Origin of the sequence: Aminobacter sp. MSH1 (genome assembly GCF_003071665.1) — a bacterium.
GTDB lineage: Bacteria > Pseudomonadota > Alphaproteobacteria > Rhizobiales > Rhizobiaceae > Aminobacter > Aminobacter niigataensis.
The window spans coordinates 2,738,005-2,761,686 of the sequence record NZ_CP026265.1 but is presented as its reverse complement, the minus strand read 5'-3'; the positions used below and the strand labels follow the sequence as shown (position 1 = coordinate 2,761,686).

Genomic DNA, 23,682 nt, shown 5'->3' with positions numbered 1-23,682 from the left:
TTGGGCTTCGTATCAGGTGGTCCCGACATCACCGGGACTGCCTGGCGAACAGTGGGAGGGACGGCGAACGTCCCCCCCTTCAACAGTGGACCGCTTAGGCCTCCTTGTCGAGCCAGACCTTGTAGAAGTCGTGCTCGTTGGTCGGATGCATGCCGTGGTTCTTCACATAGGCGGCGGAGTGGTTGAACAGCGACCGCCAATAGGGCTGGATCAGGATGCCCGAGTCCTGAAGGATCTGCTCGAGATCCTTCATCAGCACCTTGCGCTTGTCGACATCGGGCTGCGCCGTGGCTTCGGTCAGCTTCTTGTCGAAGTCCGGATTGGAGAATGCGCTTTCGTTCCAGGCTTCGCCGGACTTGTAGCCGAGCACCAGGATCTGCACGCCGAGCGGGCGCATGTTCCAGGTGGTCATGGAGAACGGATACTTGGTCCAGTCGTTCCAGAAGGTCGAGCCCGGCAGCACCGTGCGCTTGACCTTGATGCCGGCCTCGCGGATCTGCGCGGCAATGGCGTCGCCGGTGTTCTTGTGCCAGTCCTCGTCGGTGGTGATGAGGTCGTGCTCGAAGTCCGCGTGACCCGACTCTTCCATCAGCTTCTTGGCACCGGCGGCGTCGCGGGCCTTCTTCGGCAGCTCGACATATTCCGGATGGATCGGTGCAACGTGGTGGTTTTCCGCCACCGTGCCCCGGCCGCCATAGCCAAGCTGCAGAATGGTGGCGTTGTCGACCGCCATCTGCATCGCGTTGCGAACCTTCTGGTTCTCGTATGGCTTGTTGTTGACGTTGAAGCGCGCAACGATGGTCGCGGCAGTCACGACTTCCGACTTCACCAGGCCAAGGCCGTCGAGAATGTCGACATAGTCGGCCACGGTTTCGTAGTTGGTGTCGACTTCGCCCGCTTCGAAGGCGTTGACGGCAGCAGACGGATCGGGACCGTAGTCGATGAACTCGATGCCGTCGAGATAGGCTTCGCCGCCCCACCACTTGCCGTTTTCACGCCGCTTCAGCACGGCCTTCGAACCGACGTCATAGGAGACCAGCTCGAAGGGCCCGGTGCCGATCGGATGGCTGACGAGGTTGGAGCCGTTCTTCTCGAAGTCACGGTGGACGATGATGCCCGGATAATCCGAGACGCCGGGAATGAAGGTGATGTCCGGCGCAGGGAACTTGATGGTGATCGTGTGGTCGTCGACCTTGGTGATCGCGCCTTCCTTGGCCTTCTTCGTCGCCGGATCGACAAGCGCACCCATGCGAGCGGCCATCGAGTTGCCTTCGGCGGCAGCGTCGCACCAGCGCAGCAGGTTGAACATGACGTCGTCGGCGTTGAACTCGTCGCCGTTGTTCCAGGTCGCGCCCTTGCGCACATTGAGTTTGTACTCGGTCGCGTCGTCGTTGATTTCCCAGCTTTCGAGCAGGGCCGGCTCGAAGGTGAAGGTGCGGGTGTACTTGACCAGCGGCTCGAGGAACTGGCGCGTCACGTTGGCCATTTCCGGCCAGTCATAGCTGCGCGGATCCTTCTGATCCTTCACGAACATGGAAACGCGGATGACGCCGCCCTTCTTGGGCTCCTGCGCCAAGGCCTCGGTCGGGGCGACCAGCCCCAGCATGCCATAGGCCATCGCCGTCGTGGCGCCGAAGGCGCTCGCCAGTGCCAGAAACTCCCGGCGGTCCATCTCCCCGGACCCGGCGCTCTTCGCCAGCTCACGGATGTGGCCGGGAACAAGATCAGAGTTGCTCTTGTAGAATGTCATTTCCGTCTCCCATTGAATTGGCCTGTAACGTTACCATTTCGCATCCGTTTACCGTTGTCAAAACGGTTGGATGTCATCGTTCCCAAGGCCAAGTTTGCAATTTTGGGAGGAGAGCAGTTCGCGTGATAGCGACAGAGTTGGCGCAAAAATGCTAATGCGCGCCGGATTCATTCGGAATCTTCGTCGTTGCTAATCTACCCATGTCCCGACAATCGACGACAGTGCCACGACACAGTGTCGATGATGTCAGAAGACGCGGTCGGCGATCTCAGTATTCGCGTTCGTAGAAGATGCCGCCCTTGGCCTCGCCGCCGTCGGTGGCCTGGCCCCGCAGCTTGACGCCACGGCCGATATTGAGGTCGATGGTGGCCTTGCCGGAGCCCTGCTGGTCGCCCTTCTCGATCGAGAGATAGGTGCGGTCGTTCAGGTACTTGCCGACGGCGACCGATGTTCCGCCCTGTTCGTTGGTGCGGATGTCGAGATCGTCGACCCCGAGCGTGGCGCGCAGGCTTGAAAGCAGCGAAGTGGAGCCGCCAATGCCGGCCATCTGGGCCGCTGCGTCGGCGAGCTGGGCGATCTGCAGCGGCGACAGGTTCGACATCGAACGGCCGAAAATCAGCCGCGCCAGCACTTCGTCTTCCGGCAGCGCCGGCACCGAAGAGAAGGCGAATTTCGGATTGTTGGCCTCGCCCGTGATGCGGATGGTGACGGTGGCATCGCCGGCGGTCGTCTCGGCGGCGAAGTTGATCGTCGGCACCAGCGAGCCGGAGAAGCCGACCGAGCCTTCGGTGAAGTTGAGCCGCTTGCCCAGGATGGAAAGCCGGCCGCGCCGCAGCTTGAATTCGCCGACGGCCTGCGGCGACGCCGACGAGCCGGTCAGCCGCAGCGAGCCGCCGAGTTCGGCGTCTAGGCCACGCCCCTGGACGAAGATCTGGTTGGGCGCATTGACCGTGACGTCGAGCGTCAGCGCGCCGCTGCCGCCGCTGGCCTTGGCCGGCGGGCGCATCGCCTCCTGCTGGGCGACGACGGCCTTCGGCGCGTTCTTGTGCTTGACGTCGACGGCGGTCAGCGCGCCGGGGAATTTTTCCGGGATGCTGATGACCGTGCGCGCAAGATTGATGGTGCCCGAAAGCACCGGCGCCGAGACCAGCGGCCCCTTGATGGCGATGTCGCCGCCGAGATTGGCGGTGACGACGCGGCCATCAGTGTAGCGGCCATCGCTCAGCTTGATGGCGATGTCGGCAGGGAACCCCCGCGCCGCGTCGGTGCCGACCGTGCCGCTGGCCGTCAGCGCACCACCGGTCGAAAGCGCACCGGTGAGCCGGTTGATGCGGGCCACACCACCGCCGATGCCGACGTCGAGATTGATGTCGTTGATTGCGATACCCGATTGGGCGATCAGGAGACGCGCGCCGGACGAACGGACACTGCCGCCGATGACCGGCGACGTGGCGGGGCCGCGCACCTGGACGTTGACGTCGGCCTGTCCGGTCAGTTGCATGCCCTGGGCCGCAAGCGTGCGGGTCAGGAACGAAAACGGCACCGGGCCAGCGAAATTGAGGTCGAGCGCTACCGGCTGGTTGGTGACGACGGTGCCGCCGCCCTTCAGCGCCAGGCCCGATCCATCGCCGATGGTCGACTGGAAGGTGAGCTTGCCACCCGCAAATGTGCCGGTGGAGCCGATGTTCATGGCGCCGAAGCCGGCGCCTGTGGTCTGCGACGTCGCCGCGCCCGCGACCTTCAGGTCGTAGCCGACGGTTGGGTTGGCGGCAGCGCCCGTCACCTTGACCGTGCCCGAGATCGAGCCGGCGGCACCGAGGCCGGGTGAGAAGGAATTGGCGAGCGATGCCGGCACGTTGGCAAGCGCCGCATTGAGATTGAGCGCCGAACCGGCAGTGCCGGAGATCGTCGCCGTGCCGCCGCCCAGGTTCAGCGTCAGACGATCGAGAGTCGTCGTGCCGCCAGCGATCGCGACGGTGGTCGGCCGGGCGATGGCAGCGCGGATGCCACGCATGGTCGCCCCGCCCGAAGCAAGCTCGATGGTCGTCACACCGCCGCCGACCTTGAGGCGGCCGGCTGCCTTGGCCGGAATGTCGGCAACGGTGGCGCCGCCGGAGAAGCCGGTCCACTCGCCATCGCGCTTGAGATCGACATCGATGCCGGAAATGACTGTTTTGCCGGAGGTGACCGACTTGGCCTTGACCGTTCCCGAGATCGCCGGCGCCTTGAGATAGTTCAACACATCGGCGTTGACGGCGACGGCATTGGCGGCGAGGTCGCCGCGTTTGAGCTGTGCCGTGGTCAGCTCGACCTTGACCTGCGGGACATCGCCGCTGCGGGTGAAATCGATACGGCCTCGGATGTCGCCTTCGGCCGTTTCCAGCGCGAGTGCGGCGAGCGGGCCGATGTCGGGCATGTCGATGTTGATGGTGCCTATCGGCACGAACCCCGTGTCGAGCACGAGATCGCCCGACAGCTTGTTCTGCCCGAGCGAAAGCGACAGGCCCTTGATCTGGCTGGTGCCGTCGGCGGTGGCGAGCACGGCGCTGCCCGAAAGCTTCTGGCCGGCGACGTCGCCCGACAGGGCGACATTGGCAGCCGGATTGGCCGGATCGACCTTGCCGGTCGCCTTGAGGTTCAGCCCGGTGATTTCACGCGTTGCCGCCTCGATGCGGTCGCTGGTGACCGTCAGCGACACGTCGGGCGCGGTGCGCGCGCCCTTGGCCGTCAAGGCGAAGTCGATGGCGCCCTTGGCGTCCTTCGACAGCAGCGAGACATCGGCGAAAGAGCCCTTGAGATCGGCGTCGATCTCGCTGCCCTGCACGCGGGCCGTGCCCTGTGCCTTGAGCGCGCCTGACGTGAGCTCGATGGCATTGGCAGCGAAGGCGCCCTCGGCATCGCGGCTGGCGGTGGCCGAGAACTGGGTCCGTTCGGCCAGCGCAATGCGGATGCCCGCCGGCAGCGCGCTGGAGACCACGTCGGCCTTGAGTCCGAGCTGGAGCGCAAGGTCGCCAAGATTGAGCTTGGCGTTCATCTCGCCATTGAGCGCATCGCTGCGGATGATGCCTTGATCCACCGCGATCTCGGTCTTGCTGACCGAACCGGCCATGTCGACCGACACCCGACCGGCGACCAGCGGCGCAAGCGTGGCCACGTCGGTCTTGAGCTCGGCCACGCCAAGCTTGATCGCAACAGGCCCGCTGCGGTTGGCGATGTCGAAGCCGTCGGAATGAGCAGAGGCGGCGATGTCGCGCAACTCGGTGTTGCCGGCGATGACCGAAAGCAGCGAGGCGCTGAAATCGACTGCCGGCACCTTGCCATCGCCCAGGGCGCGCAGGCTGGCGGCGTTGATGGCAACGGTGACAGGCTGGGCATCGCTGCCGAGGCTGAGCACGATCGGCCCTTCATTGGCCTTGACGTCGAGCGACAGGTCGGCAGCCCCTTCCGGATCGAGCGAACCGGCGGCGTTGGCGGTCAATGCGCTGCTGGCGACGGTGGCGCGCTCGATGTCGATGCCGCCGGTCGTGGTGCGTGTGCCGGCGACATCGAAGGTTGTGCTGCCGGCAAGCAGCGGCTTGAGGGTGGCGGGCAGGAAATCCTCGAATGCGCCGTCACCCTTGGCGGCAATCACATTGCCCTGGTCGGTGAGCTTGTGCGTACCGGAGATGCGGGTGACGACAGTGCCGTCGACGGCGAAGGTGCCGTTGCCGCTCCAGTCGGCCAGAGGCCCTTCGCCCGACACGACCAGGTCGACCGCCGGCTGGTTGGGAAGCTTCAGGATGTTGGCGATGATGCCGCCGGCAGGCTCGGCCGCGCGGACGTTCAGTGTCAGCCGGTTTTCATCGGGCGCAAAGGCGATGTCGGCATCGACCGACCCCTGCTTGCCGTCGCTGCGGGCGACGTTGAGCCTGGTCTCGATGCCGAGCGGCGAACCGCCGGCCTTGAGCATGCCCTTGGCTGCGAGCTCGGCAATGCCAGTGCCGGCGAGCACCTCGCCGAGCGCGATCTCGGGCAGGTCGATTTCCCTGATGTCGAGCGCCACCGGCAGCGACAGGCCGCCGCTGCTGCTCTTTGCCTGCTGGGTGCCCGGCTTGGGGAGGCGCGCCACCTCGATACGCTCGGCCGCAATGCGGTCGGCGCGGAAGGTGAAGGAGAGCAGCGCCAGCGGCGACCAGTCGACCGAGACGCCGCGCAGGGCAAGCCAAGCCCCTTCGCTGTCTTCGATGACGAGGTTGTCAAGGGTCAGGTTGCCCGACCAGATGCCGTTGAGCCCGCTCAGCTTGATCTTCTGGTCGTCGGTGGAGGCCACTGACGAGATCAGCCCTGCGAGGTTTTCGCGACCCTTGGCGGTCAGCGTGAAAACGGCCGCCGCACCGATAACCAGGGCCAGGACGACCAAGATCGCCATGGAAAGAAGACGCAGGATTTTCTTCAGCATAACCATCGTGGTCAGAACGCCTGGCCGACGCCGGCATAGATGCCGTAGCTCGGGTCGCCGGGACCGGGATTGAGCGGCACGGCCACGTCGACGCGCAGCGGGCCGAAAGGCGTAAGGTAGCGGACGCCGATGCCGGCGCCGACCTTCACGGTCGAGAAATCGGGGAACTGCTTGGTCGAGACGGTGCCTGCATCGATGAACGGCACGATGCCGATCTTGTCGTTGTAGGCGTAGCGCATCTCGATCGAGGTTTCGGCATAGGACAGCCCGCCGGTCGGCTTGCCGTCGGTGTGCGGGCCGATACCCTGATAGGCATAGCCGCGCACCGAACCGCCACCGCCGGCATAGAAGCGCCGGTCGGCAGGCACGTCCTCGACGCTGGCGCCGAGGATGGAACCCATGGCGACGCGGCCGGCGAGCACGAAGCGGTTGTCGGCGCCGAGCCCGTAATAGGTCGAGCCCTCGCCCTTGAGCTTGACGAACATGTTGCCGTTGAGCGCGTCGTAGGTCGGCTCGGCATAGGCGAGCGCACGGAAGCCGCGCGTCGGGTTCAGCTTGTCGTCGCGGTTGTCATAGACATATTGCATCGGCAGGCTGACCAGAAGGTAGCGCTTGCCGTCGGGATTGAGCGCATCCTCGATGTCGGAATAGTCGACCGCCACCGAGCCGGAGACGGTCTGCTCCTTGGTCAGTTCGTAAGACAGGCCGACATTGCCGCCGATCGAGAAGCGGTCGTAGGCGTCGGGATGCTCGGACACCGCCTTGAGGTTGGCGAAGAACTTCGAGGCCGGCCCGATGACGCCCGGCTTTTCGAACATGATGCCGGCATTGTAGTTGAGGTCGCCGAGTTCGGTGGTGTCGCCGATGCGGCTGATCGAGCCGCCGATACGCAGCTTTTCGGCACGGCCGAACAGGTTGCGATGGCCCCAATAGCCCTCGATGCCCGCGCCCTCGGTGTTGGAGAAGGTGGCGCCGGCGCCGAAATAGCGCATCTTGCGTTCGCTGACGCGGACGTCGATGGGGATCTCGCCGGCCGGATCGAGCGCCAGCGCCTCGTTGATCGACACCGAGCTGAAGACTTCGAGCGCCAGCAGCCTGTTGCGCGCGTCGTCGATCTCCTTGGGTGAATACTGCCGCCCGCGTTCGAGACCGGTCATGTAGACGGTGAAGTCGCGGTCGACGGTCTCGGTGCCTTCGACCGTGGTTTCGCCATAGCCGGCGATCGGCCCCGCTGCGACATCGAGGGTGACGTCGAGCGTGGTGGTGGCGTGGTCGGCGACGATGGTGCGGCCGACGACCTTGGCCAGCGGCCGGCCCTCTTCCTTGAGCGCGCGGACGATCCCGGCTTCCGCCTTGAGGATAGCGTCGGAATTGGCGTTGCCGCCGGCGATCAGCCCGAAATCGGCGCCGCGGATGTTGGCTGCGTCGCCCTTGAGCACGACGTCGCCAAGCGTGAACATCGAGCCGGGCTGGATCGTCACCGTCACGGGGATCGGCTGCGGACCGTCGAACACGGCGTCGGGCTGCAGGTCGTCGAGCCGCTTGCCGGCGATGGTGATGTCGACGACCCCGTCATAGCGCGCCTTGGAGAACAGGGCGGCGATCAGCCGCTCGCGGTCGTTGCGGGCCTTGGCGAGCAGGCCGAGCGAACCCGATACCGGGCGCTCTTCCTCGCCCTTGAGCGTAGAGGCGTTTTCGAGCGCCTTGGTGAGGTCGTCGTCGCCGCCGACAACTTCGAAAGTGACGGCATAGTCGAGCGGGTCGACGACATCGGCGTCTTCTTCCTCGGCCGATCCCCAGAGCCTGATGCCGAAGATTTCGAAGGCCGCCGCCTTGTGCGTTTCGGCGGCAAGTATCGTGGTAGACAACAGCGCCGCCACACCCGCGCGCCAAAGCACGCGAGCGCCTGTTGGACTGTCGATTCCACGCATACGCCGCACAAACATCAAGCCAAGGTAACTCCCAATCCTAAAATTGGAATGAAGTTTCTGTGTTTTCGTAAAGCAGCCACAATCGATATGTCAGAATTGGTTGGGCGAATGAATGACAGCCGGGATAGGGATTCGGGTGTGTTCATCGGGGCGATCCGCATGGCCGGGCAATAACCATGCACAGCGTCCATGACAAGCAATTTAGCGCGCTGGGCCAGGCCCGGCGGCTTCCGTATTGACTGTGCGGCGGCAAGCCTGAACATGTCGCGTGAAGCGACGACGAGGGTGTTGGAGGGATATGACGATGCGTGCGGCGCGTGCTTTTCCGGTTTTCGTTCTGCTCTTTCTGGCCTGGACATTCGGAGCGCTGGCGGCCGAGCCGCAGCGCATCGTGACCACCGAAAACAGCGATTATTTCGGCTTCGACCTCAGGTCCGAGCAGAACGTGACGCTCGACCAGTGCGAGACGTCGTGCCTCGGTGATTCGTCGTGCCGCGCCTTCACCTACAACACCAAGGCGAAATGGTGCTTCCTCAAGTCCGACTTCGCCGTCGTCAAGCCGTTCACCGGCGCGATCGGGGGCAAGGTCGTTCCGGTCAACGGCGATCCCGACATCGGAGCGCCTAGCGAACTGTCCTTCTTCCCGGCTTCGATGGCCGACGAGGCCCGCCAGTATCGCAACGCATTGACCGATGGCTCGGTGGCCATCGGCGAGGAAGGGCTGGCCGCGCTGTCGGCCGCCGGCGACAATGCTCTACTGCTGGGCGATCCGCGCACCGCGATGCAGAAATTCCGTGTCGCTGTCGCCATCCTACCGGACGACGTCGCCATCTGGACCCGCCTCGCCCGTGCGGTGATCGGCGTCCAGCCGGCCAATGGCGACGAGACCGCCTCGCTGCAGCGCGACGCGACGTCGGCGGCCTACAACGCATATCTGTTGTCGCGCACCGCAAAAAGCCGCGCCGAGAACCTGTCGCTGCTGGCCCAGGGGCTGGACCGCCGCGACATGTTCCGCCCGTCGCTGCAGGCCTATGAGGCGGGCCTCGCGCTCGACAATTCGGCGTCCGTGCGTGCCGCATACGAGGACCTGAAAGCGCGGAAAGGCTTCCGCGTCGTCGAGCACACGATCGATGCCGACACCACCTCGCCGCGCGTCTGCGCCCAGTTTTCCGAGGCGCTGGTCAAGACGGGCGTCGACTACGCGCCCTTCGTCACCATCGACGACGCTGCCCCCAAGGGCATCGAGGCCAAGGACAAGCAGATCTGCGTCGAGGGCCTCGAGCACGGCAAGCATTATCGCGTCAGCTTCCGCTCCGGCCTGCCGGCGGCGATCGGCGAAGTGCTCGAAGCACCGGTCGTGCTGTCCGTCTACGTCCAGGACCGGGCCCAGTCGGCCCGCTTCACCGGCGACAGCTTCGTGCTGCCCGCCTCCGCCCGCCGCGGCATCCCGGTCGTCTCGGTCAACATGGAAGCGGCCGACATGAAGCTCTACCGCGTCGGCGACCGCTCGCTGGCGCAGTTGCTGTCCGGCTACCAGTTCCTGCGCCAGCTCGACGGTTATGACCTGTCCAGCATCTCCGACCAGATGGGCGAGCCGGTCTGGGAAGGACAACTGGGGATCGTCAACGAACTCAACAAGGAAGTGACGACCTCCTTCCCGGTCGACGAGGCGCTGCCGGAGCGCAAGCCCGGCGTCTATGTGCTGACCGCCCAGCCGGTCGACGACAAGAGCGACACCTGGGCGTCCAAGGCGACCCAATGGTTCGTCGTCTCCGACATCGGTCTGTCGACCTATACCGGCCAGGACGGGCTCAACGTGTTCGCCCGCTCGCTCGGCTCGGCCAAGCCGATCGCCGACGCCGAACTGACGCTGCTTGCCCGCAACAACGAGATTCTCGGCACCGCCAGGACCGACGCCGAGGGCCGCGCCACCTTCAATCCGGGCCTCACCCGCGGCAATGGCGGCATGGCACCGGCGGTGCTGATGGCGAAGCAGGGTGACGCCGACTTCGTCTTCCTCGACATGGCGCGCGCCGGCTTCGACCTGTCCGACCGCGGCGTCACTGGCCGCGCCGCACCCGGCGCGCTCGACGTCTACGCCTGGACCGAACGTGGCATCTACCGTGTCGGCGAGACGGTGCATGCGGCGGCTTTGGCGCGCGACGATGCCGCCAAGGGCGTCGACAATTTGCCGCTGACCTTCATCTTCACCCGTCCCGACGGCGTCGAGGACCGGCGCATCGTCAGCCAGGGCGGCAAGTCGGGCGGCCACGCCGTCGACCTTGCGTTGTCCTCCGCCGCCATGCGCGGCACCTGGACGCTCGCCATCCACACCGACCCCAAGCAGCCGGCTGTTTCGAGCCAGATGTTCCTGGTCGAAGACTTCGTGCCCGACCGCATCGAGTTCACGCTGACCGCCGATCGCAGCGAGATCGCCGCAGGTGAAACCGCCGAGGCCACGATCGACGGCCGCTTCCTCTATGGCGCGCCGGCTGCGGGCCTGGCGCTCGAAGGCGAAGTGACGCTGTCGACCAAGCGCCAGTGGGACGCCTTCAAGGGCTTCTATTTCGGCCTTGCCGACGAGCAGGAAGGCGAAGCCACCCGCATTCCGCTAACCGACCTGCCCGTCGTCGGCGACGACGGCAAGGCGACGTTCCCGGTCAGCATCGACCAGTTGCCGTCGACGACCCGACTGGTCAACGCGGCGCTCACGGTGCGCATGCGCGAGACCGGCGGCCGTGCCGTCGAGGAAAAGCTCGACATCGGCATCCGCCCGCAGGCGACGATGATCGGCATCCGCCCCGACTTCTCGGGCGAGGAAGTGCCGCAGGGCGGCACCGCCAAGTTCAGCCTGATCGCCGCCGAACCCGGCGGCCAGCGCGCGGCACTCGGCGGCGCGCAGTGGTCGCTGGTCAAGGTCGAGCGCAATTACCAGTGGTACCGTTCGGGCAGCTCGTGGAACTACGAGCCGGTGACCTTCACCAAGTCGGTGGCGACAGGCCAGGTCAACCTCACCGCCGACGGCAAGGCCACGGTGTCGCTGCCCGTCGACTGGGGCCGCTACCGCCTCGAGGTCGAGACGGCCGATCCGGCAGGCCCAGCGACCAGCTACGAGTTCGACGCCGGCTGGTATGTCTCGGCAACCTCGACCGAGACGCCCGATGGCCTCGAAGTCGCGCTCGACAAGGACAAATACGCCGCCGGCGAGGTTGCCAAGCTCCAGGTATCGCCGCGCTTTGCCGGCGAGCTCCTGGTCACCGTCGGCGCCGAAAAGCTGCTGAAGACCATTGCCGCGAGCATCCCCGAGGGCGGTGCTACCGTCGACATTCCCGTAGGCGAGGACTGGGGCGCCGGTGCCTATGTGACGGCCACGCTCTACCGTCCGGGCGAGGCGCAGGAATCGCGCATGCCGGCCCGTGCCATCGGCCTGAAATGGCTTTCGGTCGATCCCGCCGACAAGAAACTCGCCGTTGCGCTGACGCTTCCCGAAAAGACCGAGCCGCGCAAGACGCTGTCGATCCCGGTTGCGGTGACGGGGGCTGCGGCGGGCGACAAGGCCTATGTCACGGTCGCCGCCGTCGACGTCGGCATTCTCAACCTGACCAACTACAAGGCCCCTGACCCCGAGAACTGGTATTTCGGCCAGCGCATGCTGGGGCTCGAACTGCGCGACCTCTATGGCCGGCTGATCGACGGTTCGCTCGGCGCCATGGGCAAGCTGCGCACCGGTGGTGACGGCGCGGCCCTGACCTCGCAGGGTAGCCCGCCCAAGGAAAAGCTGGTCGCCTTCTTCTCCGGCATCGTCGAGCTCGATGCCGACGGCAAGGCGACCGTCGACTTCGACATCCCGCAGTTCAACGGCACGGTGCGCGTGATGAGCGTGGCGTGGACGAAGAACGCGGTCGGCCACGCCACCGGCGACGTGATCGTGCGCGATCCGATCGTGCTGACGGCCGGCATGCCGCGCTTCATGGCGCCGGGCGACTTCGCCGAGATGACGCTGGACATCGCCAACACCGATGCGCCGGCCGGCGACTATGCGCTCACCGCCGAGACGACGGGCGACCTGTCCACCGGCAGTGCCGCCCTGCCCGAGAAGGTGACGCTGGAGCCGGGCAAGCGCCAGACGGTGAAGATCCCGCTGATGCCGGTGACGGCAGGCACTGCCGGCCTGACGATCCGGCTCGCCAATACGGAGGGGCTGACGGTCGAACAGGAGCTTTCCTTCCCCGTGCGGCCCGGCCAGTTGCCGGTGACCACGCGCATGGTGGTCGACCTTTCGCCCAACGCCTCGCTGCGCGTCGACAGGGAGCTGCTGGCCGCAAGCCTGCTCGACGACGCCCATGTCAGCGTCGGCGTATCGCAGGCATCGGCCTTCGACGTGCCGTCGCTGCTGATGACGCTTGACCGCTATCCTTATGGCTGCGCCGAACAGACGACGAGCCGGGCACTGCCCCTGCTCTATGTCAGCGAGCTCAGCGCCGAGGCCGGCATGGCTGACGACCCGGAACTGCGCGAGCGCATCCAGGGCGCGATCTACCGTGTCCTCAATTACCAGTCCTCGTCGGGCAGCTTCGGCCTGTGGTCGCCCGGCTCCGGCGACCTCTGGCTCGACGCCTATGTCACCGACTTCCTGACCCGGGCGCGCGAGAAGAACTTCGACGTGCCCCAAGGAGCGATGATGCAGGCGCTCAACAACCTGCAGAACTCGATCGGCTACGACGTCGATGTCGAGGACCGCGGCTCGGAGATCGCCTACGCGCTCTACGTGCTGGCACGCAACAAGAAGGCCTCGGTCGGCGACCTGCGCTACTTCGCCGACACCAAGCTCGAAGCCTTCACCAGTCCGATGGCGGTGGCCCAACTCGGCGCCAGCCTGGCACTCTATGGCGACGGCCAGCGCTCCGAGCAGACCTTCCAGTCCGCAATCCAGCTTGCCAAAGCAACAACCGAGCACAACTGGTACCGCTCGGACTATGGCTCGCGCCTGCGCGACGGTGCCGCCATGCTGGCGCTCGCCGCCGAAAGCAAGCCGGTGCCCTCGGTGATCCCGGCGCTGGTCAAGATGGTGGCGGCCGACCGCGCCGCGGCCAAGTGGACCAGCACCCAGGACGACGCCTGGATGCTGCTGGCGGCGCGCGCGCTAAAGGCCGGCAACGACGCCATCTCGCTCGACGTCAACGGTGCCGCCCATAGCGGCGCCTATTCCGAACGCGTCGAAGGTGCCGACCTGCTCGTCAATCCGATCACCATCGCCAACACCGGCAAGGACCCGCTGCAGGCCGTGGTGACGACGGTTGCCGCCCCGGCACAACCGCTGCCCGCAGGCGGCGACGGCTTTACGATCAGCCGCACCTACTACCGGCTCGATGGCAGCGAAGCCAATGTGACGGAGGTCCAGCAGAACGAGCGCTTCGTCGTCGTGCTCAAGGTCAGCGAGCTCAACGACTGGCCGTCGCGCGTGGTGGTGGCCGACATGCTGCCGGCAGGCTTCGAGATCGACAATCCGGGCCTGGTCAACAGCGCCAACCTGTCGAATTTCTCGTGGCTGGAGCAGACGCAGGCCGCACATCTCGAATTCCGCAACGACCGCTTCGTCGCCGCCATGGAAAGCGGCGAAGGCGCCGACCAGGAATTCACGCTGGCCTATGTCGTGCGCGCAGTGACGCCGGGCGTCTATGCCCACCCGGCGGCGAATGTCGAGGACATGTATCGCCCGCAATATTCGGCACGTACGGCCACCGGCATGATGGAGGTGAAGGCGGAGTGATCCGCCTTCGCAGTGATGTTGAGCGCCCTCATACCCCCACCCCTCACCCTTCCCCACAAGGGGGAGGGGAACGATTTCACCGGCGCAGCTAAGCGGTTCGCCGGAGGTTGGGGTGCGAGAGCCTTGCCTCAGGATTCCCCTCCCCCTTGTGGGGAGGGGTTAGGGGTGGGGGTAATCTTGGACACCACGCCTCTGTCTCTTGCACAGGGCGGATAAGGGGCAGCGATGCGCCCGACGGGAAAAACACTGCGAAGACTGCTGCTCTCTGGCGCCACCCTCGCTAGCCTGGCCGCCCTCGCCTTTGGTGGCCTGCTGGCGCTGGACCGTGCCTTCCCGCCTCCTTTGCCCGAAAAACTCACCGTCTCGGCCGAAGTGCTGGACCGCGACGGCCAGCTGTTGCGCGCGTATGCGACGCCGTCGGGCCATTGGCGGCTGGGCGTCGGCCTCGACCAGGTCGATCCGCAGTTGGTCAAGATGCTGGTTGCCTATGAGGACAAGCGATTCTGGGATCATGAAGGCGTCGACCTGCTGGCGCTGGGGCGCGCAGCCCAGCAATTCGTCACCAACGGCCGCATCGTCTCCGGCGGCTCGACGCTGTCGATGCAACTGGCGCGGCTGATCGAGCCGCGCGAGCAACGCAGCCTTGCCTCGAAGCTGAAGCAACTCGCCCGCGCCATGCAGATCGAGCGGCGGCTATCGAAAAAGCAGATCCTCGAGCGTTACCTGACGCTGGCACCCTATGGCGGCAACCTTGAGGGCGTGCGTGCAGCCGCCCTCGCCTATTTCGGCAAGGAACCGAAGCGGCTGACCGTTTCGGAAGCAGCCCTTCTGGTCGCCCTGCCGCAACTGCCCGAGCGCCGCCGCCCCGACCGCAACCCCGACAACGCGCAGGCCGCGCGCGACCGTGTGCTCGGCCGCATGGTGACGGCGGGCCTGCTCGGCGAAAGCGAGGCCGCCCGCGCCGCGCTCGACGACGTTGTCGCCACGCGGCTGGCGCTGCCGGCACTGGCCCCGCATGCCGCCGATACCGCCTTGCGCAACCAGCCCGGCACCGACCGGCACCAGCTGACCTTGCGCAGAAGCGTCCAGGAAGGACTCGAGGCCGTCGCACGCGAGGCAGCCACCCGGCTCGGGCCACGCATCTCGGTGGCCATGGTGATGGCCGACGCCATGACGGGCGAAATCCTCGGCGAGGTCGGCTCGGCCAGCTTCCTCGACGCCTCGCGTTCGGGCTGGATCGACATGACCCGCACTGTGCGCTCGCCCGGCTCGACGTTGAAGCCGTTCATCTATGGCCTCGCCTTCGAACAGGGACTGGTGGCGCAGGAGACGCTGATCGAGGACCGGCCCGCCGATTTCGCCGGCTACCGGCCCAGGAATTTCGACATGAGCTACCAGGGCGACGTTTCGGTGCGACAGGCACTGCAGCTTTCGCTCAACGTGCCGACGATCCGCCTGCTCGACGCGGTCGGGCCGCAGCGACTGACCGCGCGCTTCCGCCAGGCCGGCGTCACTCCGCAATTGCCGCCCAACGAAGTGCCTGGCCTGGCCATCGGCCTCGGCGGCGTCGGCGTGTCGCTGCGCGACCTCGTCCAGCTCTACACCGGGCTTGCCAATGGCGGCCGCGCCAAGATTCTGCGCGATGGATCGGAGACGGCCACGCCCCCTCCGCTCGCCAACGGAACGGTGCTCGAGGAACAGGCGGCCTGGCAGATCGGCGACATTCTTTCCGGCGTGAGGCCGCCGGAGGGGGCGGCCAAGCGCGCCATCGCCTACAAGACCGGGACGTCCTATGGCTACCGCGACGCCTGGTCGATCGGCTATGACGGCCGCTACGTGCTCGGCGTCTGGGCGGGGCGGCCGGATGCCGGTGCCGTGCCCGGCCTGTCGGGATATGTTTCGGCAGCACCCATCCTGTTCGAGGGCTTTGCCCGTTCCGGCCTGCCGGCGATGCCACTGCCGCGCCCGCCGGCGGGAACGCTGCGCACCGCCCGCGCCGACCTGCCGGTGACGCTCGAACGTTTCTCCACCTCAAGCGAGCTGCCGACAGTTGCGGCAGCGATTACCGAACCGGCGCCGCAGATCGTCTTTCCGCCCGACGGCGCCCGCGTCGAGCTGGGCGCTGCGACGGACGCCGCATCGCCGCTGGTGCTCAAGCTGCAGGGCGGCCGCGCGCCGTTCCGCTGGCTCGCCAACGGCAAGCCGCTGGCGGCCCTGGCGCGTCGCCGCGAGGCAACATGGCAACCCGACGGCACCGGCTATTCAACGCTGACGGTGATCGACGCGGCGGGCCGTGCGGCGAGCGTGCGGGTGATTGTGGAGTAGATGATTTGATCTCTCGGCTGGACATGTTCGACGTGCTTTTGGAGGTCGACCCGACATTCCAGCCGGTTTGGGACGCGTTTGCAGACAAATGGCGCGACCAAACCGAACTGCCACTTTACCTGGCCCTGGGAGATTTGGCGCGACACGTGATTGGCAAGCTGGAGGGCGGCCAGGTCCGTGAACTTCAGCATATATTCGCAGTCGTGGAACGTTGGCTCGCCGACGGCGATGAGCTCGTACGGGAGGCGACAACAATCGGGCTGCTGGAAGACCTCCAAAACCGGAACTTCCATAAGACCACATCGCCGGATCAACTGAAGCAGTGGCTGGGCCCGCGCAGCGCAGCGCAATGGATCGAGGTTGAAAGATTTTGGTCGGGGCAAATCGCCAAGGCCTGACTGCCCTTGCCTCCCCCGCCAACTCCCCTAGCTGTCATCGCTTGTGGCGAACGTTCATATCGCCCGGGCCGGTCAGGACTTTTTGAGCGAGCAAAAAAATTTCCGGCGGCCCGGCAGCTCGCATGAAATTTGCCCATGCGGCGCGAAATTCGGAACATTCGCCGCATCTAATTTCTACCAGTTCGATAGAGTAGAACCATATTCGAACGGAGGCGGAAATGACCACTTCACGCAGAACGGTACTTCTCTCGGCGCTGCTGGCCGGCGCGGTTCAACTCGGCGGTCTGGGCTTTGCCCATGCCGATACCACGCTCCTCAACGTCTCCTATGACCCGACCCGCGAGCTCTACAAGGAGTACAACGAGGCCTTCGCCAAGCACTGGAAGGCGGAGAGCGGCGAGACCGTGACGATCCAGCAGTCGCATGGCGGCTCCGGCAAGCAGGCGCGCGCCGTGATCGACGGGCTCGACGCCGACGTGGTCACGCTGGCGCTGGAAAGCGACATCACCGCGATCGTCGAGAAATCGAAGAAGATCAATCCGGACTGGCGCTCGAAGCTGCCCAACAACGCCTCGCCCTACACCTCGACCATCATCTTCCTGGTCCGCAAGGGCAACCCCAAGGGCATCAACGACTGGGGCGACCTGGTCAAGGACGGCGTCCAGGTGATCACGCCGAACCCTAAGACCTCGGGCGGCGCGCGCTGGAACTACCTCGCCGCCTGGGCCTGGGCCAACGGCCAGTTCGGCGGCGACGAAGCCAAGATCAAGGAATTCGTCTCCAACCTCTACGCCCACGTGCCGATCCTCGACACCGGCGCCCGCGGCTCGACCGTGACGTTTGCCGAGCGCGAACAGGGCGACGTGCTGCTGGCCTGGGAGAACGAGGCCTATCTGGCGCTCGACGAGTTCGGCGCCGAGAAGTTCGATATCGTCTTCCCGCCGCAATCGATCCTGGCCGAGCCCCCGGTGGCCGTGGTCGACGCCAATGTCGACGCCAAGGGCACCCGCAAGGCCGCCGAGGCCTATTTGAACTACCTCTATTCGGCGGAAGGCCAGACCATCGCCGCCAAGCACCACTACCGGCCGTCCAAGCCCGAACTGGTGCCTGCTGCCGACCTGCAGAAGCAGGCCGAACTGAAGCTTGTCTCCATCGACGATCCGATTTTCGGCGGCTGGGCAAAGGCGCAGCCCTATCACTTCGGTGATGGTGGTATATTCGACCAGATCTACAAGCCGGCCCAGTAAGGCGAAGACCAGGACGACATGACATCAGCTCCCGCCAAGGCGGGGTGGCGGTTCAGACAGCCGAGCGTCATTCCGGGTTTCGGATTGACGCTCGGCTTCTCGCTTGCCTACCTCACGCTCATCATCCTGATCCCGCTTTCAGGCCTCGTCTGGCGTTCGGCCTCGCTCGGCTGGACCGATTTCTGGGCTATCGCCACCGACCGCCGCACCGTCAAGGCGCTTGAAATCAGCTTCGGCACGGCCTTCATCGCCGCCGCCGTCAATGTCGTCTTCGGCACCATCGTCGCCTGGGTGCTGGTGCGCTACCGCTTTCCCGGCCGCCGCGTCATCGACGCGATGGTCGATCTGCCCTTCGCGCTGCCGACGGCGGTGGCGGGCATCGCGCTGACGACGCTGTATTCGCCGAAAGGCTGGATGGGCAGCCTGCTGGCCCCGCTCGGCATCAAGGTCGCCTACACGCCGCTCGGCATCATCATCGCGCTGATCTTCATCGGCCTGCCCTTTGTCGTGCGCACGGTGCAGCCGATCATCGAGGAGATCGACAAGGAGGTCGAGGAAGCTGCCGCCACGCTCGGCGCCAACCGCTTCCAGACCATTTTCCGGGTGCTGTTCCCGGGGCTGGCGCCGGCCGTCATCACCGGCTTCGCGCTCGCCTTCGCGCGCGGCGTCGGCGAATACGGCTCGGTCATCTTCATCGCCGGCAACCTGCCCTACATCTCCGAGATCGCGCCGCTTTTGATCGTCATCCGGCTCGAGGAGTACGACTATGCCGCCGCGACCGCGATTGCCACGATCATGCTGGCACTGTCGTTCCTGATGCTGCTCATCATCAACCTCATCCAGTCGCGGACCCGCAAGCGCTATGGCTGATCCAGAGCTTTACCCCGCCGACGCCTATCACGAGCACGCCTCGCTGGCGGTGACCGAACGGCCGCTGGCGCGCGCCGGACTGATGTTCGTCGCCTTCGCCTTCCTCGCCATCTTCCTGCTGCTGCCGCTGGTGGTGGTGTTCGAACAGGCGTTTTCGCGCGGCATCGGCGCGTTCCTCGAAGCCATCAACGAACACGACACCATCGCCGCGATCAAGCTGACGCTGCTGGTCGCGGTCATCTCGGTGCCGCTCAACCTGGTGTTCGGTGTCGCCGCCGCATGGGCCATCGCCAAGTTCGAGTTCAAGGGCAAGGCTTTCCTGACCACCCTGATCGACCTGCCGTTTTCGGTGTCGCCGGTGATTTCAGGCCTGGTCTATGTCTTGTTGTTCGGCGCATCGAGCCTGCTCGGGCCCTGGCTCAAGATGCACGGCATCGTCATCCTTTTTGCCGTGCCCGGCATCGTGCTGGCGACCGTCTTCGTCACCTTCCCCTTCGTCGCCCGCGAGTTGATCCCGCTGATGCAGGAACAGGGCACCGGCGACGAGGAGGCAGCACTTTCGCTCGGCGCCAATGGCTGGCAGACCTTCTGGCATGTCACCCTGCCCAACATCAAATGGGGCCTGCTCTACGGCGTGCTGCTGTGCAACGCGCGCGCCATGGGCGAGTTCGGCGCCGTGTCGGTAGTCTCGGGCCACATCAGGGGCATGACCAACACCATGCCGCTGCATGTCGAGATCCTTTACAACGAATACAATGCAGTCGGCGCCTTTGCCGTCGCGTCCGTGCTCGCCGGCCTGGCCCTGGTGACGCTTGTGCTCAAAACCCTTCTCGAGCTCCGCTACGGCGCCGAGATCGCCGCCACGCGCGGACACTGACAGAGGTCGACTGATGGAAGTTCGCGTTTCAAATGTGCGCAAGGAATTCGACCGGTTTCCGGCGCTGCGCGACGTCTCGCTCGACATCAAGTCGGGCGAGCTGATCGCGCTGCTCGGGCCCTCGGGCTCGGGCAAGACCACACTTCTGCGGCTGATCGCCGGGCTCGAACGGCCGACGCGCGGCACGATTTTCTTCGGAGACGAGGATGCCTCCAACAGGACCATCCAGGAGCGCAATGTCGGCTTCGTGTTCCAGCACTACGCGCTGTTCCGACACATGACGGTGGCCGACAACATCGGCTTCGGCCTCAAGGTACGGCCGTCGGCCAAGCGGCCGACCAGGGCGGAGATCCGCCGCCGCGCTTCCGAACTGCTCGACCTCGTCCAGCTTTCAGGCCTGGAAAAGCGCTACCCGGCGCAGCTTTCGGGCGGGCAGCGCCAGCGCGTGGCGCTTGCCCGCGCCATGGCCATCGAGCCGCGCGTGCTGCTGCTCGACGAGCCCTTCGGTGCGCTCGACGCGCAGGTGCGGCGCGAACTCAGGCGCTGGCTGCGCGAGATCCACGACGCCACCGGCCACACCACGATCTTCGTCACCCACGATCAGGAAGAGGCGCTCGAACTCGCCGACCGGGTAGTAGTGATGAGCCAGGGCCGCATCGAACAGATCGGCACCGCCGACGAGGTCTACGACACGCCGAATTCGCCCTTCGTCTACGGCTTCATCGGCGAGTCGAGCTCGCTGCCGGTCAAGATCGAGGACGGACAGGTCTGGATCGCCGACCGGCCGATCGGGCTTGCCGCACCCGAACTTACCGATGGCGAGGCGACGCTCTACTTCCGCCCGCACGACATCGAGCTGCTCGACGAATGCAATGGCTGCATTGCCGGCACGGTGGCGGCGAGCCGGCGCGTTGCCGGCACCCGCCGGGTCGAACTGGAGATCGGCGGCGGCCGCGAACGCGTCGAGATCGAGCTGCCCGTCGGCCACCCCGCCGCCCAGAAAAGCCGGGTCGCGTTCCGGCCGAAGCGCTGGAAGGTGTTTCCGAAGGCGGTGGAGTAGCTGCGCAGGCGTATGGCCCCTGTCTCGGCGACCTCTGTGAGACGAGGCCCGCAACGCCGTCCCCGGGGCTCCTGTGGAACCAGCGGCTTGAGCGGGTCCTTCGCGTTACTTGAGGCTGACTTTTGCTACGCTATCCGCATAGTCCTGCTTGGGGTCGCCCAGGCCGAGGAACATCTTGACGCCGGCGACAAGGCTTGAGGCGTCAAGCCAAATCTGGGCGTCAGCCGGGTCGAAGCGTAGCAGACAGAGCTTGGGGTCATCCTTGCCCTTCTCGAACCAGGCTGCCACGAAGCGGTTCCACAGCCGGTCGATCGTGTTGCGGTCGTTGTCGATCCTGATCGTCCCATGGATGGTTGCAAACAGGTCATGTTTCTTGGCGGCGTAGACGAGGGTTGCCTTCTTCGCGCCCGTCAGCTTTTCGGCAATCTCGGTATCCTTGGCAGTAAAGAAGTAGATGGTCTTGCGCTCGCCATCGAACTGCGCCGTCATGGGGCGCGGGTCAACTCCGGCGATGCCCACCATGACGGTCATGTCCGCGCGGATTGATTTCCAGAATTTTGCTTCAAACTCTTGCTTGTCGGTCATCGGGTCTCTCCGGTTCGCCAATTGGCCGGCGCTGTTGAGAAATTTCTGCCGAACTGTCTAAGCGCCTGCGGCGCGCTTTTTGAGCCGCCGGTCTCTCCTCGCCAGATGGGCGTCATGTCTCTGTCGCTCCGGAGAAGGCAGCAGCGGCAGGGGCTCTACGAGATCGAAACTGTCCGGCACGCTTTCGATGAACTCGCGGCCGATGCGGTAGGTGCAATATCCGAAAAACAGCAGTGCAAAGAGACGCAGCATACGACCTCCTTTTATGTTGCCTTCGCAACGCGAGGCGCAGACCTCGTTCCCACAAGAATGCGATCGGCTTCGAGAAAGGGCGCTGCGGACGGCTGCAAAAGGGCCCGTCTTGGGCCGATTATGGGCCATGCCTAGCGGCGGAAACGCGGCCTGGCAGAAGGCGCCCTGATACAGGAATCCTGCATCAAGGCGGCCGCCCGTCGGTCAGTCCATGATGTGCACGACCTTGCGGGTCTGCGGGTCGATAAGAACGGTACGGCCGTCCATTACGACATACTGATACTTGTTGTCGGCAAGTGCGCCCGGCTTGAGGATATCAGGAACGATAGCTCCTATTACCAGCTCAAAGTTGGACGGGCGTTCGACGACCACCGGATTGGTTTTCACATATTCCCGGACTACGATCTCCTGTTCGGGGGTCACGATCACAGTCTGGGCAGTCGCGAATGCGGTTCCTGCGAGCAGGATGGTGACGGCAAGTGTGTTTCGGAAAATCATCTCGATACCTCCTGAGTTGATGTGTAACAACCGGTATGGACCGAAACGGTTCCGTGCTTGGTGCGCGAAGTCTGGCCGCCAGCTACATTGACTGCCGATATCCCAGACGAGTAGCTCGCCTGCCTCATAGGCTGGAGGTTGCAGGTTCAAATCCCGCAACCAGTCCTCATGTCGCAGGTGCGCGATATGGCATTTCACATGCGAGCGGTTAGATTGCGGGGAAAGAAGAAAGGATCGAGCCCCATGATCGAAGTCGTCCGAAAAAGGCCTGTGTTGGCGTTCATCGCCGCTACAGCCTCGGCTGCAGTGATAGCAGCAGGTGCCACCATCGGGGTTCTTCAAACACTCACCATCCTAGCGACAATCGGCACAGCGTTGGTGATGGGCGCACTCGTCATCGGGTCGTTTGCCAGGTAGGCTTGCGCCGCCGGCGCGTCGACGTCGACATCTCTTCGCACTCGACCCGCAATCCGTCTCGGCTGACATGCTAGGGGGCCGGCAGCCTACCGCGGCGCCGGCGCGCCGCGTCGAGCTCGAAATCGGCGGCAGTCGCGAACGCGTCGAGATCGAGCTGCCGGTCGGCAAGTTACCGATACGACGTGTTGAAGTGCCGCTCAAGGAAACGGCTGTAGGCCCCCATCAGCGCGCTGAACAGGAAGTAGATGGCGGCCGCGAAGACATAACCTTCGAGCACGGCGATGCCTTGCCAGTCGGGGTCGCGCAGGGCCGTGCGGACTGTGTCGAGGAAGTCGAGCAGGCCGATGATGGTCACCAGCGTCGTGTCCTGGAAAAACGCGATGAACAGCCCGACCAGCGCCGGGATGACCTTCTTCAGCGCCTGCGGCAGCACGATCTTGAACATTACCTGCCAGTAATGCAGACCGAGCGCGCGGCCGGCCTCGAACTGTCCCGATGGCACGTCCTGCAGGCCGCCGCGCACGATCTCGGCGATGTAGGCCGCGGCAAACAGGATGATCGCCACCTGCGCGCGCAACAGCTTGTCGATGGTGACCCCGTCCGGCATGAACAGCGGCAGCATGACGGCAGCCATGAACAGGATGCTGATCAGCGGCACGCCGCGCACCAGTTCGATGAAACCGACGCCGAGCACGCGTATCGCCGGCAGGTGCGAGGCGCGCGCCAAGGCGAGGCCGATGCCGAGCGGCAGGGCGAAGGCCAGTCCGACGAAGGACAGCATGAACGACAGCGGCAGGCCGCCCCATTTCGACGTCGGCACCGCGGTCAGGCCGAAGACCCCACCGGCCATCAGGACGTAGAGCAGCGGCAGGATGCCGATTGCCCAAGCCAGCAACAGCCCCCTGCCCCAGACACGCGGGATCATCGACAAACCGCAACTGCCGAGGAACAGGCTGAGCGCGACGAGCGGGCGCCACTGCTCCTCGAACGGGTAGAAGCCGAACAACATGTAGCGCAGCTTGTCGGCGAGGAACGGCCAGCAGGCGCCGGAGCTTTGCTTGCAGGCATCGGCGCCGCCGTCGAAGACGGCATTGAGGAACAGCCAGCCGAGCGCGAACTTGGCCAGGAGCAGGATGACGCCGCCGCAGACCAGCGTGACCAGCGCATTGCCCGGCGTGCCGAAATAGGCGGTGCGCCACTGCGAGCGCCGCGCCGGGCGGGCGACATTTGCGATCGGTGCGGAAAGTGCCTGGGTGTCGGTCAT

General features: G+C 65.4%; 15 protein-coding genes. 8 read left to right on the top strand and 7 right to left on the bottom strand.

The annotated features are described in order from the left end of the window. Positions 1-94: 94 nt before the first annotated feature. The 3 genes from CO731_RS13625 to CO731_RS13615 all read right to left on the bottom strand — a co-directional run bounded on the left by CO731_RS13625 (position 95) and on the right by CO731_RS13615 (position 8,119). Positions 95-1,750, bottom strand: coding sequence for an ABC transporter substrate-binding protein (locus CO731_RS13625; protein WP_108607573.1), 1,656 nt, complete (start codon positions 1,748-1,750; stop codon positions 95-97). A gap of 268 nt (positions 1,751-2,018) precedes the next feature. After that, positions 2,019-6,194 carry a translocation/assembly module TamB domain-containing protein gene (locus tag CO731_RS13620; protein WP_108607572.1) on the bottom strand — a complete coding sequence of 1,392 codons (4,176 nt, stop codon included), beginning with the start codon at positions 6,192-6,194 and terminating at the stop codon, positions 2,019-2,021. Positions 6,195-6,199: 5 nt separating this feature from the next. After that, the gene (locus CO731_RS13615) at positions 6,200-8,119 is read right to left on the bottom strand and encodes an autotransporter assembly complex family protein (RefSeq protein WP_245439337.1); all 1,920 of its coding nucleotides are present in this window, start codon (positions 8,117-8,119) and stop codon (positions 6,200-6,202) included. Between the two features lie 298 nt (positions 8,120-8,417). Between CO731_RS13615 and CO731_RS13610 the strand changes: the two genes are divergently transcribed. The 7 genes from CO731_RS13610 (at position 8,418) to CO731_RS13580 (ending at position 20,666) form a co-directional block, all read left to right on the top strand. Next, the gene (locus tag CO731_RS13610; protein ID WP_108607570.1) at positions 8,418-13,889 is read left to right on the top strand and encodes an alpha-2-macroglobulin family protein; all 5,472 of its coding nucleotides are present in this window, start codon (positions 8,418-8,420) and stop codon (positions 13,887-13,889) included. Positions 13,890-14,114: 225 nt separating this feature from the next. Then, positions 14,115-16,214, top strand: a complete 2,100-nt coding sequence (gene pbpC, locus CO731_RS13605; RefSeq protein WP_108607569.1) for a penicillin-binding protein 1C — start codon at positions 14,115-14,117, stop codon at positions 16,212-16,214. Between the two features lie 5 nt (positions 16,215-16,219). Continuing rightward, complete coding sequence (locus CO731_RS13600) at positions 16,220-16,612, top strand: hypothetical protein (RefSeq protein WP_108607568.1); 393 nt, start codon at positions 16,220-16,222, stop codon at positions 16,610-16,612. Positions 16,613-16,830: 218 nt separating this feature from the next. After that, positions 16,831-17,859 carry a sulfate ABC transporter substrate-binding protein gene (locus CO731_RS13595; protein ID WP_108607567.1) on the top strand — a complete coding sequence of 343 codons (1,029 nt, stop codon included), beginning with the start codon at positions 16,831-16,833 and terminating at the stop codon, positions 17,857-17,859. Between the two features lie 18 nt (positions 17,860-17,877). Further along, positions 17,878-18,729 carry a sulfate ABC transporter permease subunit CysT gene (cysT, locus tag CO731_RS13590; RefSeq protein ID WP_108607566.1) on the top strand — a complete coding sequence of 284 codons (852 nt, stop codon included), beginning with the start codon at positions 17,878-17,880 and terminating at the stop codon, positions 18,727-18,729. Continuing rightward, positions 18,722-19,606 (top strand): sulfate ABC transporter permease subunit CysW, encoded by an 885-nt coding sequence (gene cysW, locus CO731_RS13585; protein ID WP_108607565.1) that lies wholly within the window; start codon positions 18,722-18,724, stop codon positions 19,604-19,606. The genes cysT and cysW overlap by 8 nt, the downstream gene beginning before the upstream one ends. A gap of 13 nt (positions 19,607-19,619) precedes the next feature. Beyond that, entirely contained in the window at positions 19,620-20,666 is a 1,047-nt protein-coding gene (locus CO731_RS13580) for a sulfate/molybdate ABC transporter ATP-binding protein (protein ID WP_108607564.1), read from the top strand. Between the two features lie 105 nt (positions 20,667-20,771). Here the strand turns inward: CO731_RS13580 and CO731_RS13575 are convergent, their stop codons facing one another. The 3 genes from CO731_RS13575 to CO731_RS13565 all read right to left on the bottom strand — a co-directional run bounded on the left by CO731_RS13575 (position 20,772) and on the right by CO731_RS13565 (position 22,001). Continuing rightward, positions 20,772-21,251, bottom strand: coding sequence for a pyridoxamine 5'-phosphate oxidase family protein (locus CO731_RS13575; RefSeq protein WP_108607563.1), 480 nt, complete (start codon positions 21,249-21,251; stop codon positions 20,772-20,774). Positions 21,252-21,308: 57 nt separating this feature from the next. Continuing rightward, entirely contained in the window at positions 21,309-21,503 is a 195-nt protein-coding gene (locus CO731_RS13570) for a hypothetical protein (protein ID WP_108607562.1), read from the bottom strand. A gap of 204 nt (positions 21,504-21,707) precedes the next feature. After that, a complete protein-coding gene (locus tag CO731_RS13565) occupies positions 21,708-22,001 on the bottom strand; it encodes a DUF1236 domain-containing protein (protein WP_108607561.1) in 294 nt (97 codons plus the stop codon). 243 nt (positions 22,002-22,244) lie between these two features. On the opposite strand from CO731_RS13565, the gene CO731_RS13560 reads away from it, so the two are divergent. Then, positions 22,245-22,418 carry a hypothetical protein gene (locus CO731_RS13560; RefSeq protein WP_159091637.1) on the top strand — a complete coding sequence of 58 codons (174 nt, stop codon included), beginning with the start codon at positions 22,245-22,247 and terminating at the stop codon, positions 22,416-22,418. 169 nt (positions 22,419-22,587) lie between these two features. Here CO731_RS13560 and CO731_RS13555 read toward each other — a convergent pair whose 3' ends face one another. Continuing rightward, positions 22,588-23,682 carry an amino acid ABC transporter permease gene (locus tag CO731_RS13555; RefSeq protein ID WP_108607559.1) on the bottom strand — a complete coding sequence of 365 codons (1,095 nt, stop codon included), beginning with the start codon at positions 23,680-23,682 and terminating at the stop codon, positions 22,588-22,590.